This window comes from Frankia sp. KB5, from assembly GCF_002099325.1.
Taxonomy (GTDB): Bacteria; Actinomycetota; Actinomycetes; order Frankiales; family Frankiaceae; genus Frankia; species Frankia casuarinae.
The window spans coordinates 26,567-45,627 of the sequence record NZ_MRUJ01000030.1; the positions used below are offsets into that span (position 1 = coordinate 26,567).

At 70.1% G+C, this 19,061-nt stretch carries 11 protein-coding genes; 4 read left to right on the forward strand and 7 right to left on the reverse strand.

The features are described from left to right. Positions 1-251 precede the first annotated feature (251 nt). The 7 genes from KBI5_RS27545 to KBI5_RS03950 form a co-directional block, all read right to left on the reverse strand. On the reverse strand, positions 252-1,964 hold the full coding sequence (locus KBI5_RS27545) for a hypothetical protein (protein WP_241882644.1): 1,713 nt from the start codon (positions 1,962-1,964) through the stop codon (positions 252-254). Then, on the reverse strand, positions 1,945-3,825 hold the full coding sequence (locus KBI5_RS27550; protein ID WP_241882645.1) for a zinc ribbon domain-containing protein: 1,881 nt from the start codon (positions 3,823-3,825) through the stop codon (positions 1,945-1,947). The genes KBI5_RS27545 and KBI5_RS27550 overlap by 20 nt, the downstream gene beginning before the upstream one ends. Before the next feature lie 381 nt (positions 3,826-4,206). Beyond that, the gene (locus tag KBI5_RS03930; protein WP_011438049.1) at positions 4,207-5,877 is read right to left on the reverse strand and encodes an Hsp70 family protein; all 1,671 of its coding nucleotides are present in this window, start codon (positions 5,875-5,877) and stop codon (positions 4,207-4,209) included. A gap of 40 nt (positions 5,878-5,917) precedes the next feature. Further along, entirely contained in the window at positions 5,918-7,069 is a 1,152-nt protein-coding gene (locus KBI5_RS27555; RefSeq protein ID WP_241882646.1) for a hypothetical protein, read from the reverse strand. A gap of 231 nt (positions 7,070-7,300) precedes the next feature. After that, positions 7,301-7,978 carry a Tellurium resistance gene (locus KBI5_RS03940; RefSeq protein WP_085014342.1) on the reverse strand — a complete coding sequence of 226 codons (678 nt, stop codon included), beginning with the start codon at positions 7,976-7,978 and terminating at the stop codon, positions 7,301-7,303. Positions 7,979-8,142: 164 nt separating this feature from the next. Further along, positions 8,143-9,315: a DUF475 domain-containing protein gene (locus tag KBI5_RS03945; protein ID WP_085014343.1), complete on the reverse strand. Its 1,173-nt coding sequence runs from the start codon at positions 9,313-9,315 to the stop codon at positions 8,143-8,145. Positions 9,316-9,753: 438 nt separating this feature from the next. Then, entirely contained in the window at positions 9,754-10,329 is a 576-nt protein-coding gene (locus KBI5_RS03950) for a TerD family protein (protein WP_085014344.1), read from the reverse strand. Between the two features lie 735 nt (positions 10,330-11,064). Here KBI5_RS03950 and KBI5_RS03955 point away from each other — a divergent pair. The 4 genes from KBI5_RS03955 to glgB all read left to right on the forward strand — a co-directional run bounded on the left by KBI5_RS03955 (position 11,065) and on the right by glgB (position 18,926). Next, positions 11,065-13,083: an alpha-1,4-glucan--maltose-1-phosphate maltosyltransferase gene (locus KBI5_RS03955; protein ID WP_085014356.1), complete on the forward strand. Its 2,019-nt coding sequence runs from the start codon at positions 11,065-11,067 to the stop codon at positions 13,081-13,083. A gap of 59 nt (positions 13,084-13,142) precedes the next feature. Further along, complete coding sequence (treS, locus tag KBI5_RS03960; RefSeq protein WP_085014355.1) at positions 13,143-14,807, forward strand: maltose alpha-D-glucosyltransferase; 1,665 nt, start codon at positions 13,143-13,145, stop codon at positions 14,805-14,807. A gap of 186 nt (positions 14,808-14,993) precedes the next feature. Continuing rightward, the gene (locus KBI5_RS03965) at positions 14,994-16,364 is read left to right on the forward strand and encodes an aminoglycoside phosphotransferase (RefSeq protein ID WP_085014357.1); all 1,371 of its coding nucleotides are present in this window, start codon (positions 14,994-14,996) and stop codon (positions 16,362-16,364) included. A 123-nt stretch (positions 16,365-16,487) separates the two neighbouring features. Beyond that, positions 16,488-18,926, forward strand: coding sequence for a 1,4-alpha-glucan branching protein GlgB (glgB, locus tag KBI5_RS03970; RefSeq protein WP_085014345.1), 2,439 nt, complete (start codon positions 16,488-16,490; stop codon positions 18,924-18,926). The last annotated feature ends 135 nt before the right edge of the window (positions 18,927-19,061 follow it).

Sequence of the window (19,061 nt, forward strand, 5' to 3'; positions counted from 1 at the left end):
ATTCGACAGGTGCTCCACCCAGGTAACCGATACACACCTGGGCGGTACTGGGACTAGGAGTGATGAGGCCAATCGTAAACGGCGCATCCCAGCCAAGGAACAGCACCCTCATGAATACTTTCCGTAGTAGCGCATATGTTGTAGATCTGGTGCCACAAAACCCGAGGTAACCGCCATAAATCAACGGAAGAACAAGAAGAAATGAGCCGAAGCGGACCACGGAGAGCACATCCACCTGGGATCGCTCCGGATCATCGAATGACCAGTGCGTCGTCCGGTGGTTGGGTGATGGTCCATCCAGTCGGGTGCACCAGCGCAGGCAACAGCCGGACTCCCCAGGGCAGCTGGGCGCCGTCCAGGGTGACGTCGATGGTCCGGGTGCCGGCCTGGTCCACAGCGGCGAGCCGAGACAGCTCGTGGGCCTCCGCGGCAGCCCGCGGCGGTACGGTTCCCGGCCGCGCGAACAGAATCAGATCTCCGGCCGGACCGGTGGTGTGCACCTGTACCCGTAGGGTGCGCCGCCGCCAGCCGGACCTGCTCACGGTGTAGGTGACGGTCGGCTGGACGGCCGGAGCCTGCGGCGGCGTGGGGCCGGTGGACGAACCCGCCGTCGGGCCCGACGGCGGGTTCGTCTGCGCCTCCGACGCGTGCTCCGGCACCGGGCGGAGGGGGCCGGTGGCCAGGGGCTGCGGGTAGGTGCCCGTCGCCGCGGGCAACGGCACAGCACCCGTCGCCGCAGGCAACGGATAGCCCCCGGTGCGGGGCTGGGTCGGCCCACCCGGCGGCTGCATCGTGATCGGGTCGGCGACGGTACCAACCACCGGCCGGCCCGAGACCACGCCAGCCGAGACCACGCCAGCCGAGCCTCCCGGGCTGCTCCCGGACGCCGCCGGCATCGGGGGTGGATCAGGACGCGTCGCGGGGCGCGCCAGCACCGAGACGCCGGCCGCGACCACCCGGGCCACGCCCCCCGACCGGTACACCGGGTAGCAGGCCACGTGGTAAGCCCACCCGTCCCGCGGCGCGGCGAGATGCCAGCCGCCCTTGATCTCCAGACTGGTATTGGTGACCTTGGCGCTCGCGGCGTAGGGATCATCCGGTCCGGTCGGCGGTTGGTCACGGCGCCAGAGCACCCGCGCCTCGGTGACCCCCGGTGGCAGCTGGAAGGACAGCACGATCGAGTCGCCTCGATCGTCGGCGCGCAGATCCCGCACGGGTTCGATGGCGAGGTGACACACGGCCCGGCCGACGACGGCCGTCCCGCCATGGACCGTCAGCGGCGTGTAGATGACCTCGCCGACCTGTGCCACCTCGCTGACCTGCCCGGAACGGCTCAGCCCCACAAGACGTGACGAATCGGGGATGGCGGCGAGCGACACGTCGCAGCCTTCCGGCCCGATGCCGATCATCGGCAGGGGCCCCGACCCCGGGTAGGGCCACGGGCCGGTGCTGGTCGCGTGAGCGGTGCTGGTCACGTGGGTGATGGCGGCGGGGACGGCCGGCGGCTGCGGCACCGGGGTCGCGTAGATCCGCACCTCCCAGCCGGGCGGCGGCGTCCAGCGCAACGTGGTCCGCCCGGCGGCGGTGGCCGCCGTGAGGTCATGGACGGGCCGCGGGCGGGCGGCCACCTCCAGCGTCACCTCGGCTCCGGGGGTCCGGGCCGGGTGTCCCCGCGCGTCCTGGTACTCGACGAAGACGTGGTAACGATAGGTCACGCCGACGACGACATCGGTGTCGTGGAAGAGGCCGCCGGTGCCCCGCGCCCGCCGGGGCGGCTGGCTGACCGCGGCGGGCGGTGCCACCGTCCGCTCCACTGTCACGGCGGCCAGCGCCCCGCCGAGGCTCCAGTCCAGGCGGATCCCGGCGGCGGTGCGCTCGGCCCGCAGGTCGGTGATGTCCCGGGTGAAGACGAGCGGGGCGGTCTCCACCGGCGTGGAACGGCGCTCACCGCAGAGGGCAGTCACCTCGTATCGCACCGGAGTCCAGGCGGGAGCGCCGGCATCGCACAGCTCCGTCGAGCGGGTGGTACCGAGGCTGCTCCGCCCCGGGGCCACCCCCTGGCCGTCGCCAGCTTCCACGGGCACGACGCGTTCCACCCGGTAGGAGACCGGGCCCCCGACCGAGGGCGAAGCGCGCCACCACAGCTGCACCGAACCGTCGGGGCCCGGCACCGCGGTCAGGTCGGACGGCGGGGAGAGCGGCAGAGCCGCCATCGCCGCGAGCGCCTCCCGGTTGTCCGCCGCCGTCGCGAGGACCGCGGCGAGGGCGGCCTCCTGGTCCTCGGGTGGTAGCGCGCGCGCCGCCTCGACCCGCCGGCGGATCACCGCCTGGGCGGCAATGAGCTCGGCCAGCACCTCGGCCGGTTTCCGGCCGTCGGGGGTCGAACCGCTGCCGGCCGTCGGGGCCGGGGACGTCGGCGGCCTGTGCCGCGAGCCACCGGGCATCGGCAAGCGCCGCATCCGCCCGGCACGCCGCGCGGGCCTCGGTGAGTGCCCGCCAACCGGCGTCCGCGGCGCCCAGCGCGGCGGAGACCCGGGCTCCCAGTTCCTCCGCCGTCCCGGCGACCGGTCCACCGACGGCGGCCAGCACCGGATGGGCGGTCGTGAGGATCTCGCCGGCCTGGCGGGGATGACCGCCCTCCAGGGCGCGACGCACCGCGACGAGCGCATCGGCCGCCTCCCTGGCCTGGCGCAGGCTGTGCCCGCAGTGCCGGCAGACGACCGCCGCCGCCTCGGTCATCGATCCGCAGGACGGGCAGGTGGTGTAGAGGTCGGTGTCGCAGTACCGGCAGTGCCGCACGGACCCGGCCGCCTCCGGCCGGCCGCATCCCGGGCATACCACGTAGTCGACGACCCCGCCGACGTTCACCGCGGCGCCGAGCTCCCGAGCCGCCTCCAGGACGACGGACTTCGCCTGAGCCGCGGTCAGTCCGCGCCCGGTCGCGAGCGCCGCCCGGACGAGACCCTCGAAGGCGACCGCGGTGAGCTCGCCGTCGAGCACGACGTGTTCCTCGACCGCGGRCCGCAGCTCGTCCACGGCGTCCGCCATCAGCCCAACGGTGTACGCGGCGGGGTCGCCCTCGATCAACCGGGCGGAGACGAGGGCGAGCAGGTCCGCGGTGACCGTCTTCTCCCGGTCATGGGGACGGTGGTGGTTGCCCGCCACCATCGCGGCGTACGCGGCCCGCAGCCGCTCCGGTGAGGCGTCCGGGGCCAGCCCCAGGAAGGCCCACAGCGACGCCGTCGAGACCCGGTCCCCGCCGCGCAGGGCGCGCAGCTCGCCGAGCCGTTCGGAGATCTGCCGGCGGACCTCGGCCGGCAGCGGTTCGACGCCCCCGCCGACGGCGTCGATGATGATCTGCTCCCGGCTCAGGCGGGCGTCGAACTCCTCGACCGTCACCCCCGCGGCGACGGCGAGGCGGCGCAGGCCGTCCACCCGGGATGCCGGGATGCCGCCGAAACGCTCCCGGACGGTGGCGAGATAGCCGTCGACCTTGGCGAGACGCTCGGCGTCACCGCTACGCCGGGCTGCCAGCACCCGGGCGCGGACCCGTTCCCGGGAGTCCGCGTCCCGCAGCGGCTCCTCCCATTCCGCCCGCCGACGGACAAGCTCGGCGGCGAGGGTCGCGTACTTCGCCGAGTTGCGTTCCCGCTGCAGGAAGGCGAGCACCCGCACCAGGTGCGCCCCGACGTCGGAGTCGGTGTACGCCACCGTCGGATCGAGACCCGCGAGGAGGAACGGGTCGGCGGTGTCCAGGGAGGCGCGGGCCCGCAGCGGCGCCAGCACCCGCTGGCGATAGCCGCTGCCGTCGAACGCCGCGCTCACCGATCCACCTTCGTCCCACGTGCCCACCGTGCCCACCGTGCCCGCCGGGAACCGGCCGGCGGCCCGTCGTCAGGCGCCGATCGTGGAGCGGCCGTCGACCACTCCACACCTGAGAGTACGAAGCCGCGCCTCGGCGCGGGCCGCGGACGCCAGGTTGGCGCCGCCCGCACGCACTGCGCGCACCCACGTCCCCGCGAGGCCTGTAGGGCGCTCCACCGGACGCGGTGCCTGGTCAGGCTGAACCCTATCCACTCCGGCGTCGGCCGYCGCGGGCCGGAACACTCGTGCGGGAACACTCGTGGGGGAGGCCGAATGGCCCGGCACCGGCATCGATCCACGGCGAGGTCCGATCCGCCGCGGGGTCCGATCCGCCGCGGGGTCTCAGTCCCGCTGCTTGAGCAGGCTGACCTTCGCCGACTCGACGGCCCGCATCTCCTCCGAGCCGACCCCGGCGCGCACCTCGAGCACCAAGGGGGTGGCCGCGCCCTCGTGCGAGGCGGTGACCTGGATCGTCTGGTCCCCGCCCATCGTGAAGGTCACCTCAACGGGGGTGCCCAACGGGTGGCCAGGCGGAATCCCGCTGATGGAGCCGGCGACGATCACCTTGTTGTCGTCGATCGCCGTGGACTCGGCGGTGGTGCCCTGCTCGAAGACCCGGATGTCCACCTCGGCCTGATCGTCGACGACGGTGTAGAAGGTCCGGGTGACGGCGATAGGCAGCGGGTCGTTCTGGTGGGCGAGGAAGGCCGCGACCGGTGTGCCCCGGTCCTCGGCGAAGATCCCGAAGCCACGTGACGTGACGTTCGTCACTTTCGTGCGGACGAGATCGACCACGGAGGCGGTCGAGAGTCCCGCCTCCTCGGCGCTGGCTGCGGCCGCCTTCTCCACGTCCACGGCGTCGGCTGCGGCGAGTTCCTGGTCGGGACGTAGATGCCCGCTGGCGACCAGGTCCGCGTGGACCTCGCGCTCCAGTGCCTTCTTCTGCCCGTACACCGCGGCGCCCTTGGCGACGGCGAGATCGGGATCGGCAAGCCGAGAGGTGAGCCCGAAGGACTCCTGCAGCCGGCGGGCCACCGCCGGTGTCTTGCTCATGCCCCCCACCAGCAGGCACAAGTCGATCTTCTCGACACCCTTCTCCCGGGCTCGCGCCAGCACCGAGCCGGTCAGGTCGATGGTGCGCCGCAGCAGCGGGCCGGTGATCTCCTCGAAGACGGTCCGGGTCACCGGCACGCTTGTGCGCCTGCCGTTGTGCACGACCAGCACGTCGACGCTGTCCCGGCCGGACAACGCCAGCTTCGCGTCCTCGGCCGCGGCCAGCAGCTCCTGCTCGTCGTAGACGTCGTCGAGCGGGTCGCCCGCGTCGGGCTGCGCCTCGGTGAACTTCTGCGCCAGGTAGCGGACGAGTTCGTTGTCCCAGTCCGCACCGCCCAGCTCGTGGTCGCCATCCGTGGCGACCACGGTGATCGCGCCCTCGCTCAGCCTGATGACCGTGGTGTCGAACGTGCCACCGCCGAGGTCGTAGACCAGCACGGTCGACTCCTCGGCCCCGTCCTGGCCGAATCCGTAGGCGAAGGCGGCGGCGGTCGGCTCGTTGATGATGTCGACCACGTTGAGGCCGGCGAGCTCGCCGGCCAGCTTCGTCGCCTTGCGCTCCTCGTCACCGAAGTACGCGGGCACGGTGATCACTACATCGGTGACCGGGACACTGGTCGCGCGTTCGGCATCCGCGGCGAGCGCCTTGAGCACCAGGCTCGACACCGCGGCGGCGCTGTACTCCTCGTCATGCGCCACGAACCGCCAGTCCGACGCGCCCATGTGCCGCTTGACCAGCCGGGCGACGTCGTCGGGACGGATGCGAGCCTGGCGCTTGGCCTGGGTTCCCACCACGAAAGAGGTTGGGCCCTCCGCCCCAGTGTCGAACAGGACGACCGAAGGCGTCGTCGGCTGGGACTCGATGTTGCGGATCACTTCCGGTCGGCCGTACTCGTCGACCTGGGCAATGCAGGAGTAGGTCGTGCCCAGGTCGATCCCGAACACCTTGGTGCCTGCCACCGTCTAATTCTTCCCTTCACAAGCCTCGTACCTCCGCGGCTCAGCGCGATCGGTAGACCTCGGTCTCCGCCGGTCGGACGACCGTGGTCTCGCCGCGGACGAAACCCGGACGAACGGTACGAGCGATCGTCCCGTCCCGTCCCGGGTCGTCCGTCGGCACCCGACGCACCCCCAGGTGCCGCGCCGGGTCGAAGGTCCCGCCCGGCACCGCCGTGTACGGGCGGACGTCCACAGCGACATCGAGCACCTGGAGCAGCTGCTTACRCAGGATGCCGGCGACACTCTGCGGATCGTCGGCCCCCAGGCTACCCATTTGATCATGAAGTCGAATCAACCCCCGCAGAAGGGGGGCCATGGCTTCGGTAAGCTCACCACTACGTAGCCGGGCATTCTCGGCATGCAATCGGTCCACGAGTTGGGTATCGTGACGCCGTAGCCGGGCCAGCTCGTCAACGCGGCTCGCGAGGCGTTCCAGCGCCACCGCCTGGACAGCACCGATCGAACCCACCAGATCCGTCCCGCCGCCGTCAGGGCCCGGACGGTCCACGGGGCAGTCCTGATCCGCCGAACCGTCCTGAGGAACCTGATCATCCTGAGCCGCGGTGCCGCCATGGTCGACCGGGCCGCGCTCCGCATCCCGTTGATCCGGGCCCGTCGGAGACCGTGTCGGCGTCGCCGGTCCGGCGTGCTCGGCGCGCTCGGATGCCACGGCCGACTCCGGCTCGTCGGGCCGGACCTCGTCGGGCCGGACCTCATCAGGCCAGACCTCATCAGGCCAGACCTCATCAGGCCAGACCTCATCAGGCCGGACCTCATCAGGCCGGATGTCCTCAGGGCCACCCGCCCCGCGGTCCCCGGCCTCGGGACCGGTCTCGCGCCACTCAGCCTCCGGCAGGTCATCGGCCTCGCGCGGATCGGTCGCCTCGTACGCGGGCGCGCCCCGAGAGCCCGCGACGGAGCGGTGCTCCTCCCGCGCCCCATACCCCGATCCGGCATGGTCCCCGTAGCCACTCGACCCGCCGTGGCTTGGCTGCGAGGGGGACCATGCCGGGGCGTTCCGTCCCGGGAACCGGTCCTCTCTCGGCGGATGGGCGTCCACCGGAACCTGCCCTCTCCGGCCCTGTTCCCAGCCGGCCGCCCGCGAAGGACCGGCGTACGCCGGGTCGGCCTGGCCCGGATCGGCGCCGGTCACCGGCCCGCCGCGATCATCGGCGGAGTATCGTCCGGGCCGCTCCCGGCCTCGCCCGGAAGCCGGGTCACGATCAGGATGAGATCGGTGCCCGGGGTGGGCCCGCTGGTCGCAGCTCGCACGGTCGGCGCGCGCCTGCTCGGGCGAGGGCTCGCGACGTGGCTGGAACATCGAGTATCGATCCTCCTCGCCGACGGGCGGCGGGACCGGATGGCTCATCGCGGACTACCGGCGTCACTTGCGGCCGGCAGTCCAGTTCAGGCCCCAGCCGTAGGCCTCGTCGAGCTCGCGGTGACCGCTGACGTAGCGGACCTCCCGGCTGACCTTGAAGTCGTTGCCGGTGTTGGTCAGCAGGGCGATGGCGCACATCCGGGCGCCACCGGCCTGCTCGTCCAGCCGGACCTCGATCGGGGCACCCTGCGCCGGAGTCAGGGTGACCACCGCGTCGGCCTGGTCGAACGAGGCCACCCCCTCGTAGATGAAGGCGAACACGAGGATGCGGCGGATCTGGGAGATGGCGGCGAGGTTCACGTACAGGTTCTCGCCACCGACCGCGGCGCCCGTGCGGTCGTCCGCGTCGAGGTTGATGAAGGGGGGATCCGTGAAGGAGCCGAACGCATCACCCAAGGCCTGGACCACACCCGCACGGCCGTCGGAGAGCTCGAACAACGTGGCGAGGTCGAGATCAATGCCGCCGCCCGCGGCGCCCAGCACCCGCTTGAGGAAGCCGCCCTTCTGCTGGCCGCCGCCCGGCTGCTGGTTCCAGTTGAGGTTCACGTGCAGCCGCCCGCCACCACCCTGCTTGCTCAGCGAGACGGTCGGCGCGGATTTCGTCAGTGTCACCTTGCTCAGCGAGACCGGGCCGGAACCGGCCGCCGGTGTGGCGGGACGTTTGCTGTAGTCGATGCCCATGATCCGCTCCCTCGCGGTAGCTGGGTGTCATCCATGATCAGGTGATCATCGCCTGGCAGGATCGGACGCCAGTACCCGACGATGTCACATCCGCGGCGGCGCTCTCCAGACCGGCCACCCAGGCCCGGTGCGCCGGCCGGCTGTCGCCGCCCGGCGCACGGCCGCTACATCGGGGCGCCGACGGCCTCTCGTGGCTGCCCCGGGCCGCCCTCGTCCTCGCCCGGGACGGACCCGGCACCCGCCAAACCGCGCTCGGCGGACCGGTGGCGGATGGAGGACAGCAGCGACAGACCGATGAAGGCCACCCCGATGAGACCGGTGACGATCTCCRGAACCTCGGTCTCGATCGAGATGGCCAGGATGATGGCCAGCGCCCCGATCGCATAGTGGGCACCGTGCTCGAGGTAGATGTACTCGCCGAGAGTGCCCCGCCGGACCAGGTAGACGGTCAGGGACCGGATGTACATCGCGCCGATCCCGAGACCGGCCGCGATGACGAAGATGTTCTGGGAGATCGCGAAGGCGCCGACGACTCCGTCGAACGAGAACGACGCGTCGATGACCTCGAGGTAGAGGAAGAGGAACGCGGCGGCCTTGCCGGTGGCGAGCACCAACTTCGGCGGGCCGCCGGTACCGTTCGACCGGACCGGGGCCAAGCCTGCCGACTCGGCGACGGAATCGTCGTCATCGTCCTCGGCGCCCACACCGCGGGCCTCGAAGAACTCGCCGAGTCCCCGCACGCCCAGATAGGTCGCGAGCCCCGCCACCCCGGAGAGCAGCACCTGCTGCTGGTGGTCGCCGGCGAAGGCCTGGCCGACCACCAGCAGGGCGATGAGCCCAAGCACGATCGGAACCACATCGAGCTGGCCCGCCCTGCGCAGCGGCTCCTCCAGCTTCTTGATCCACTGGATCTCCCGTTCGGGGTCGAACAGGAAGTCCAGGAACAGCATGAACAGGAAGATCCCGCCGAACGCGGCGATGGCCGGATGCGCGTCACCCAGTTTCTCCGCGTACCGGGCACCGTCGTTCAGCGCCAGGTCGAAGACCTCGAGCGGACCGAGATGCGCGGTCAGCGCCACGATGGCGATCGGGAAGATCAGACGCATGCCAAACACCGCGATCAGGATGCCGAGCGTCAGGAAGATCCTCTGCCAGAACTGGCTCATCCGGCCGAGGATCGTCGCGTTGATGACGGCGTTGTCGAAGGACAAACTGATCTCGAGCACCGCGAGGATCGCGACGAGCGCCGCGTTCCTGGGGCCACCGATCACCCCCGCCGCGGCCACCCCGATAACGGTGATCGYCAAGGACCATCYGAAGATTCGCAAGGCGTGCACGCCTACCAACACCCTCCCGGACCGGTCGCCAGACCCCGGCCGCGCCGCGCGGGCGGATCCGCGGTCCGTCGGATCCCGCATCGCTCAAGCATCGCCGGAGACCGCGTCGTCCCGCGGCCTGTTGGCCCGGTGCGGCGGTCGTCGGCATCGTAACTGCTCGTCTGGTGGGCACGACCTGACAAAAGTGCTACACCCGATGTGTATCGCTCTACCTGTACATGTCACCCACACACGACCGGACCCATAGCATCTGGTCATTACCGCGCCGGCCGGCGCGGTCGGACCCAGTGACCCGGTCGGACCCGGTCGGACCCAGTGACCCGGTCAGACCCAGTGACCCGGTCAGACCCAGTGACCCGGTCAGACCCAGTGACCCGGTCGGACCCGGTCGCCTGACCGAGCCCGACTGCGCATCCGGGGTTCAGACGTATCCGGGGTTCAGACGTTGACGCCGAAGTCGCGCGCGATCCCGGCCAGACCCGAGGCGTAGCCCTGTCCGACGGCTCGGAACTTCCAGTCCGCGCCGTGCCGGTAGACCTCGCCGAACACCATGGCCGTCTCGGTGGAGGCGTCCTCGGTGAGGTCATAGCGGGCGATCTCGCTGCCGCCGGCGCCGTTGACGATCCGGATGAAGGCGTTGCGGACCTGGCCGAAGTTCTGCTGCCGCGAGTCCGCGTCATAGATCGAAACCGGGAAGACGATCTTGTCAATCTCCGCCGGCAGGGATGTGAGGTTCACCGTGATGGCCTCGTCGTCGCCCTCACCCTCGCCGGTCAGGTTGTCGCCCTGGTGCTCGATCGCACCGTCGGGGCTCTTGAGGTTGTTGAAGAAGACGAAGTGCCCGTCCGACACGACCTTGCCGTCGGCCCRGCACGCGATGGCGCTCGCGTCCAGGTCGAAGTCCGCGCCGGTTGTGCTCCGAACGTCCCAGCYGAGCCCGACCAGGATGTTGGTGAGTCCGGGCGCCTCCTTGGTCAGCGACACGTTGCCGCCCTTGCTGAGGCTGACTCCCACTGCTCCTCCTGCTGTGCGTTGTTCGAAAGGGCTGCCGTTCAGATGTTGCTGCCGTTCAGATGTTGCTGCCGTTCAGATGTTGCTGCCGTTCAGATGTTTCGGGGGCCGCTCGAGCGGCCCCCGCGGAAGCCGGCGACCCGGGGCGAGGTGCGCCCCGGGTGTCCCCGGGTGTCCCCGGGTGTCCCCGGGCGCCGGCAGCCTACTGCGCGGCGTGAACGCCACAGTGACTCTCCGCCCACGAAGGCCACGTGGCCGGAGTACTGTGCCCTGCGGGACGAACGAGTGGGCCACGAGGTTCCCGCAGCCGGTGCCACACCGCCCCGTAGCCGCGCCGGCTGCGCCCGAATCGTCCCGGTGCCGCCCGCCCGCCACGATCGGGCCACCCCTTTACGCGCCGGCAACCGCGGCGGAACACCACCCGAGCCACCCCGACCCCATCACACAACATCACCACAATGATTCCGGAATGCGCCGGGCGTCCGCCGCCGGGACCCCGGTGACGCTCCGACCTCGACCCCGCACCCGGAGCACCGCAACAGAGGAGGTTCGGACGTTCGACAGGGCCGCAACTGGGGAACATTGCCTTCAGCGCGGGCCATCCGGGCGGGACGGACCGACCCATCCCAACGACAACAATCGCCCATGCGATGGTCGCGGGCAGTTCACACAGAGGTGTCGCCAATCGCCACGTACAGGGCGGACCATTGAGGTGTGGTTCGTCTGGATAAGGTCGTCATGATGATCGGACGTTCAGTAGGCCGGGTTGTCGTCTCCGATGTGACACCGACCGTCTCGTGTGGCCAGTGGCCGGCGCGGGCGGTCGCGGGCGAAATTCTCACCGTCGGTGCAACGGTGTTCCGCGAGGGTCATGACCTCATCGGCGCGAACGTCGTGCTGTCAGGTCCCGACGGGCAGGGAACTCCGTTCATCCGGATGCGCTCCGCCGGCCCCGGTACCGACCGTTATGAGGCGGAGATCACCGCCGGGACCGAAGGCCTKTGGGGATATCGGGTCGAGGCGTGGGCCGATCCGGTCGCCACCTGGCGGCACGGTATTGCCCTCAAGGTCGGCGCGGGCCAGAGCACGGACGAACTCGCGGTGGACTTCGAGGACGGTGCGCGCCTGCTGCTGCGGGCCCTGCCCGCAGTCCCCGAACCGCGCCGGGCGGAGATCGCTCTCGCCGTGGCCGCGCTGCGCGACGACGACTGCACCGACCCCCGCGACCGGATCGCCGCGGCCCTCGATCCCCGGCTGGTGAGCCTGCTGGACGCCTGTCCGCTGCGCGAACTGGTGACCCGCTCACCGCTGTACCGGCTGTGGGTGGATCGTCGGCGCGCCCTCTACGGCAGCTGGTACGAGATGTTCCCGCGCTCGGAGGGCGCGAGCCTCGACCCGCCCCGGTCCGGGACCTTCCTCACCGCGGCCGAACGCCTGCCCGCGGTCGCGGCGATGGGCTTCGACGTGGTGTACCTGCCGCCGATCCATCCGATCGGCGAGGTCAACCGCAAGGGTCCCAACAACACCCTCACCCCCGGTCCGACGGACCCCGGCTCGCCGTGGGCCATCGGCAGCGAACACGGCGGCCACGACGCCGTGCATCCCGACCTCGGCACGATCGACGACTTCGACCTGTTCGTCGCCCGGGCACGCTCGCTGGGCATGGAGATCGCGCTGGACCTCGCCCTGCAGTGCGCGCCGGACCATCCATGGGCGAAGCATCACCCGGAGTGGTTCGTCGTGCGTAGTGACGGCTCCATCGCCTACGCGGAGAATCCGCCGAAGAAGTACCAGGACATCTATCCGCTGAACTTCGACGCCGACCCGACCGGGCTCTATCAGGAGATTCTGCGCGTCGTCCGGTACTGGACTGCACACGGAGTACGAATCTTCCGTGTCGATAATCCGCATACAAAGCCCGTCGAGTTCTGGGAATGGCTCATCGCCCAGGTGAAGTCGACCGAACCAGATGTGCTCTTCCTCGCGGAGGCATTCACCCGGCCGGCGATGATGCACACGCTCGCCAAGGTCGGTTTCACCCAGTCATATACCTATTTCACCTGGCGCAACACGAAGTGGGAGCTCGAGAAGTACGCGCGCGAACTGGTGTCGGCCGCGCACTACATGCGGCCGAACTTCTTCGTCAACACCCCGGACATCCTGCCGGAGTACCTGCAGCACGGCGGCCCGGCGGCGTTCCGGATCCGGGCGGTGCTCGCTGCGACGCTGTCACCGACCTGGGGCGTCTACTCCGGGTACGAGTTGCGCGAGAACACCCCGGTCCGACCGGGCAGCGAGGAGTACCTGGACTCCGAGAAGTACCAGTACCGGCCACGCGACTGGGYCGCGGYGGAGCGTGCGGGCCAGTCGCTCGCGCCGTACCTGACCAGACTCAACCAGATCCGCCGTGCCCACCCCGCCCTGCAGTGGTTGCGCAACCTGCACTTCCACCATGCCGACGGGGACGAGATCATGGTCTTCTCCAAGCGGGTGGACTCCCTGCGGGCGGACGGCACGGATCCCGGGGACACGGCCGCCGCCGACACCGTGCTCATCGTCGTCAACCTCGACCCGCACGCTCCCCGGGAGACCACCGTGCGGCTCGACATGCCGGCCCTCGGCCTCGGCTGGGAAGACTCCTTCGAGGTCACCGATGAGATCACTGGTGCCACCTACGCGTGGGGCAAGCAGAACTACGTGCGGCTGGACCCGGCGGTCGAGCCCGCGCACGTCTTCGCTGTGCGGGCCCGGTCGTGATGGATTCTGAGCCTCTCAGCGAACCGATCGGCGACCACACCCCCGGCCCGGCCCCCGCCATGCCGGTCGGGGGGACTTTACGCGACCCACACTGGTTCAAGCGAGCCGTGTTCTACGAGGTGCTCATCCGCGGCTTCGCGGACTCCAACGGCGACGGCACGGGGGACATTCGCGGCCTGATCTCCAGGCTCGACTACCTGGAGTGGCTCGGTGTCGACTGTCTGTGGCTGCTACCGATCTACTCCTCGCCGTTGCGTGACGGCGGCTACGACATCAGTGACTACTTTCAGATCCTGCCGGAATTCGGTGACCTCGGCGACTTCGTTAGCCTGGTTGACGAGGCCCACCGCCGGGGCATCCGGATCATCGCGGATCTGGTGATGAACCACACCTCGGACGCCCATCCCTGGTTCCAGGCGTCCCGCTCCGACCCCGACGGGCCGTTCGGGGACTTCTACGTCTGGTCCGACAGCGACGAGCTGTACCCGGACGCCCGGATCATCTTCGTGGACACCGAGAAGTCGAACTGGTCGTGGGATCCGGTCCGCGGTCAGTACTACTGGCACCGTTTCTTCTCCCACCAGCCCGACCTGAACTATGACAACCCCGAGGTCCAGGAGGCGATGCTGGAGGTTCTGCGCTTCTGGCTCGATCTCGGCATCGACGGGTTCCGGCTCGACGCGGTCCCCTACCTCTATGTCCGGGAGAACACCAACGGCGAGAACCTRCCGGAGACCCACGAGTACCTCAAGCGGGTCCGCAAGGAGGTCGACGCCAAGTACGCCGACCGGGTGCTGCTCGCCGAGGYAAACCAGTGGCCCTCCGACGTCGTCGAGTACTTCGGCAACGACGACGAGTGCCACATGGCGTTCCACTTCCCGTTGATGCCGCGCATCTTCATGGCGGTCCGGCGGGAGTCCCGCTACCCAATCTCGGAAATTCTTGCTCAGACACCCCAGATCCCGCCGAACTGCCAGTGGGGCATCTTCCTGCGCAACCACGACGAGCTGACGCTCGAAATGGTGACCGACGAGGAACGGGACTACATGTGGGCCGAATACGCGAAAGATCCGCGTATGAAAGCCAACATCGGCATTCGTCGCCGGCTGGCGCCGCTGCTGGACAACAGCCGTGACCAGATGGAGCTGTTCACCGCGCTCCTGCTCTCGCTGCCCGGCTCGCCAGTGCTGTACTACGGCGACGAGATCGGGATGGGCGACAACATCTACCTGGGCGACCGGGACAGCGTCCGGACTCCGATGCAGTGGTCACCGGATCGTAACGCCGGTTTCTCCACCGCGGACCCGGCCCGACTGTACCTTCCCCTGATCATGGATCCGGTCTACGGTTATCAGGCCCTGAACGTCGAGGCCGGACAGCGCATGCCGACCTCGTTCCTGGCCTGGACCAAGCGGATGATCGAGGTACGCAAGCGTCATCCGGTCTTCGGGCTCGGCGACTACACCGAGCTCGGCGCGTCCAATCCCTCGATCTTCGCCTTCGTCCGCGAGTTCGGCGACGACCGGGTCCTGTGCGTCGCGAATCTGTCCCGCTTCGCCCAGCCGGTGGAGCTCGATCTGCGTCGTTTCGAGGGAATGGTTCCGGTGGAGCTGCTCGGCCGGGTGCACTTCCCGCCGATCGGCGAGCTTCCCTACCTGCTGACACTGCCAGGTCACGGACATTACTGGTTCGCGGTGACCAGACCGGGGGAATTCACCCCCTAGCCGCGTTGGGCGGACCGGGGCAACGGAGGCCGTCGGGGCGGTCGGGCAAGGAACAGCCAAGGAGCACTGGAACCGCCTGAACGACGTGCGGCCCGGCCCGGGTCGGGCAAAAGGCTGCTATGGAGGCAGTGGACGTTAGGTTAGCTGGCATAATGATCGTTGAGGACGGGCACCGGGAGGTCGATGATGGGTGACCACCACGCGGAACTGACCGGCCTGTTGCGCGAGTGGCTCCCCCGGCAGCGCTGGTTCGCCGGGAAGGGCAGATCCGGGGGCGGCCTGCGGATCCGTCACGACGTCATGGTCTTCGAACCGCTACGGCTGCTCGTCGTTGACGTCGACTACGACCACGGTCCGTCGGACCATTACCAGGTTCCGGTGGTCATCCGCTCGGACGCGCCCTTCGGCCACGAGGGCTTCCTGATCGGCGAGAGTGCCGGCGGCCTGGTCTACGACGGCCTGCACGACCCCGATGGCAGCTCGGCCCTGCTGAGTTTCCTCCGCCGGTCGACACACCGCGACGGCCTCGTCGCCGAGGCGCTGGAACCACTGGACATCCTGCCCGCCCACGCCGTCGGCGCCGAGCAGTCCAACACCTCGATCGTCTACGGCGACGCCTACATCCTCAAGGTGTTCCGGCGGCTCTGGCCGGGCGTCAACCCCGATCTGGAGGTGACCCGGGCGCTGGCGGAGGCGGGCAGCACACACGTGGCCCGCCCCGTCGCCTGGTACTCCGGCCGTGTCGACGGGACATCGACCACCTTCGGATTCCTCCAGGAGTACCTGCGCAGCGGTACCGAGGGCTGGCGACTGGCGCTGGCCAGCGTGCGCGACCTGTACGCCGAGGCCGACCTGCACGCCGACGAGGTCGGCGGCGACTTCGCCGCGGAGGCCGAGCGGCTGGGTACCGCCACCGCCGAGGTGCACGCCGACCTCGCCCGGACGCTGCCGACGAGGCCCGCGACCGCCGATGCCCTGCGCTCCCTGGTGACCTACCTGCATGGCCGGCTGGATGCGGCGGTCGAGGCCGTCGCCGAGCTGCGTCCCTTCGAGGCGGCGATCCGCAAGAGCTACGACGAGGTGACGGGGGCGTCGGCGCAGGCCGTCCATCCCCGGCCCTTCCAACGGCTACACGGCGATCTGCACCTGGGTCAGGTCCTGCGGGTCGACTCGGGCTGGGTGCTGTTCGACTTCGAGGGGGAGCCAGTCCGCCCGGTCGCCGACCGTGTGGGGCTGGAATCGCCGCTGCGCGACGTCGCCGGGATGCTGCGCTCGTTCGACTACGCGGCCCGGTCGATGCTGCTCGAACGCGGTGACGAGCCGTCGTTGGCCTACCGCGCCCAGGAGTGGGCAGATCGCAACCGGGAGGCGTTCTGCCGGGGCTACGGTGCCGCGGCCGGCCGCGATCCTCGTGCGGATGCCGTGGTGCTGCGTGCGTTCGAGCTCGACAAGGCCGTGTACGAGATCCTGTACGAGGCCCGCCACCGACCGGGGTGGATCGGGATCCCGCTGTCCTCGGTGGAACGACTGACCCGGTCCAGCCCGTCGGCGGGGTAAGCCACGGCCCGGCCCGGGCCGTGGCGGCCGCCCGGCAGCGGTGCCGGCACCCGGACGCGGATCAGCCAGAAGACCCGACAGAAGACCCGAAAAATCACCGCGCAGAGAGGCAGGGGTGTCCCAGTGAACAACGGCGACGTCAACAACGGCACGGCGCGGACGGGACGCCTGGCCACCGGGCTCGCCCCCGACCGACCGAACCCCCGAGGGGCGGCCACCGCCGTCCGCAACGGCGGTGGCCGGGTGGCGCTGGCGGACCGCGACGCATCGTCCGCCAGCGCCCAGCCTGGACAGACCGCCGACGATCCCGCCGTGCCATCGGCCCCACCATCGGCCCCACCATCGGCCCTGCCCGCAGACCCGCCCGCGGTTGCGCCCGCGGTCTCGGTCGACCTGCCCTACGACGACCTGGAGCGGTTGGTCAGCGGGGCGCATCACGACCCGCACGCGCTGCTCGGGGCGCACCCGCATCCCGGGAGCGACGCCACGGTCGTCCGGGTGCTGCGCCCCGATGCGAGGGCCGTGACCGTCCTCGTCGGGCCGGCCCGCTACCCGGCCACCCGGCTGCACAGCGGCGGGGTGTTCGGAGTGGCCGTGCCGGGAATGCTGCCCGACTACCGCATCGAGGTGACCTACCCGGACGGCCCGTACCTCATCGACGACCCCTACCGGCACCTGCCCACCCTCGGTGAGATGGACCTCCATCTGATCATCGAGGGCCGGCACGAACAGCTCTGGAAGGTGCTCGGGGCRCATCCGCGCGCGCTGACGACGCCGGGCGGCGCCACAGTCACCGGGGTCAGCTTCGCCGTGTGGGCCCCCTCCGCGCGGGGAGTGCGGCTCGTCGGCGATTTCGACTTCTGGGACGGGCGTGCCTTCCCGATGCGCTCGCTCGGCCGCTCCGGGATCTGGGAGCTGTTCGTCCCCGGCGCCGGCACCGGCGCCCGGTACAAGTACGAGATCCTCGGCTTCGACGGGATCTGGCGGCAGAAGGCGGATCCGCTGGCGTTCCACACCGAGGTGCCGCCGGCCACCGCGAGCGTGGTGTTCGCCTCCGACTTCACCTGGAACGACGGCGCGTGGCTCGACCGGCGGGCCCGGACGGYCTGGCGCACCGAGCCGGTGAGCGTCTACGAGGTCCACCTGGGCTCCTGGCGGCGCGGGTTGTCCTATCGGGAGCTCGCTGAGGAACTGACCGCGTACGTCGTCGAGAACGGCTTCACCCACGTGGAGATGCTGCCCGTGGCCGAGCATCCCTTCGGCGGCTCCTGGGGCTACCAGGTGTCGGCCTACTACGCCCCGACGGCCCGCTTCGGCAGCCCCGACGAGTTCCGCCACCTTGTGGACACGCTGCACCGCGCCGGCATCGGGGTGATCGTCGACTGGGTGCCGGCGCACTTCCCCCGGGACACCTGGGCGCTGGGCCGCTTCGACGGCACCCCCCTGTACGAACATCCCGATCCACGCCGCGGTGAACAGCCCGACTGGGGTACCTACGTCTTCGATCTGGGCCGCCCCGAGGTACGCAACTTCCTCGTGGCAAACGCCCTGTACTGGTTCGAGGAATTCCACATCGACGGGCTACGCGTCGACGCGGTCGCCTCGATGCTGTACCTCGACTACTCCCGGCCGGAGGGCGGCTGGCTGCCCAACATCCACGGCGGCCGGGAAAACCTCGACGCCGTCTCGTTCCTGCAGGAGACCAACGCCACCGTCTACCGCCGTTTCCCGGGCGCCATGATGATCGCGGAGGAGTCGACCGCGTGGCCCGGGGTCACCCGCCCCACCCACCTCGGCGGCCTGGGCTTCGGCTTCAAATGGAACATGGGGTGGATGCACGACACCCTCGACTACAACTCCCGGCTGCCGATCCACCGCATGTACCACCACCATCAGATGACCTTTTCGATGGTGTACGCCTACTCGGAGAACTTCATCCTGCCGTTCAGCCACGACGAGGTGGTCCACGGCAAAGGTTCACTGCTACGCAAGATGCCCGGCGACCGCTGGGCACAGCTCGCGAACCTGCGGGCGCTRCTCGCCTACATGTGGGCGCATCYCGGCAAGAAGCTRCTCTTCATGGGCTGCGAGTTCGCCCAGGACAACGAGTGGAACGAGTCCGCGTCCCTCGAATGGCCCCTGCTGGACGATCCCGCCCACGCCGGTGTCGCGGACCTCGTGCGCGACCTGAACGGTCTCTACCGGACGGTCCCGGCCCTGTACCAACACGACGCCGACCCGGCGGGCTTCTCCTGGATCGACGCGAACGACGCGGAGAACAACGTCTTCTCGTTCCTGCGGTGGTCGGGCGAGGACCCGGCGGGCGGCGTGCTGGCCTGCGTCACCAACTTCGCCGGCATCGGGCACGAGGGCTACCGCATCGGGCTGCCGTTCCCCGGCCGCTGGCGCGAGATACTCAACACCGACGGGTACCGCTACGGCGGCGGCAACATCGGCAATCTCGGCTCGGTCCAGGCTGTCGAGGAGCCGCATCACGGTCTCGACGCCTCAGCAACCCTGACGCTGCCGCCTCTCGGGGCCATCTGGCTCTCCCCCGCCTAGTGCCTTCCCCCGCACGGCGGCTTCGCCGCAGTGCGGGGACCCCTGGCCCAGGGCGCCGTACGGGGCCTCCGTCAGCTCGCCTTCGGCGACCCTCCTGGGATAGCCTCCTGGGATAGCCATCGGGGCTTCGCCGCA

Bases quoted from the DNA above. Each gene is read 5' to 3' on its own strand.
- KBI5_RS03940 (WP_085014342.1), bottom strand. From the start codon at position 7,978: ATGGGCATCGACTACAGCAAACGTCCCGCCACACCGGCGGCCGGTTCC.
- KBI5_RS03965 (WP_085014357.1), top strand. From the start codon at position 14,994: ATGGGTGACCACCACGCGGAACTGACCGGCCTGTTGCGCGAGTGGCTC.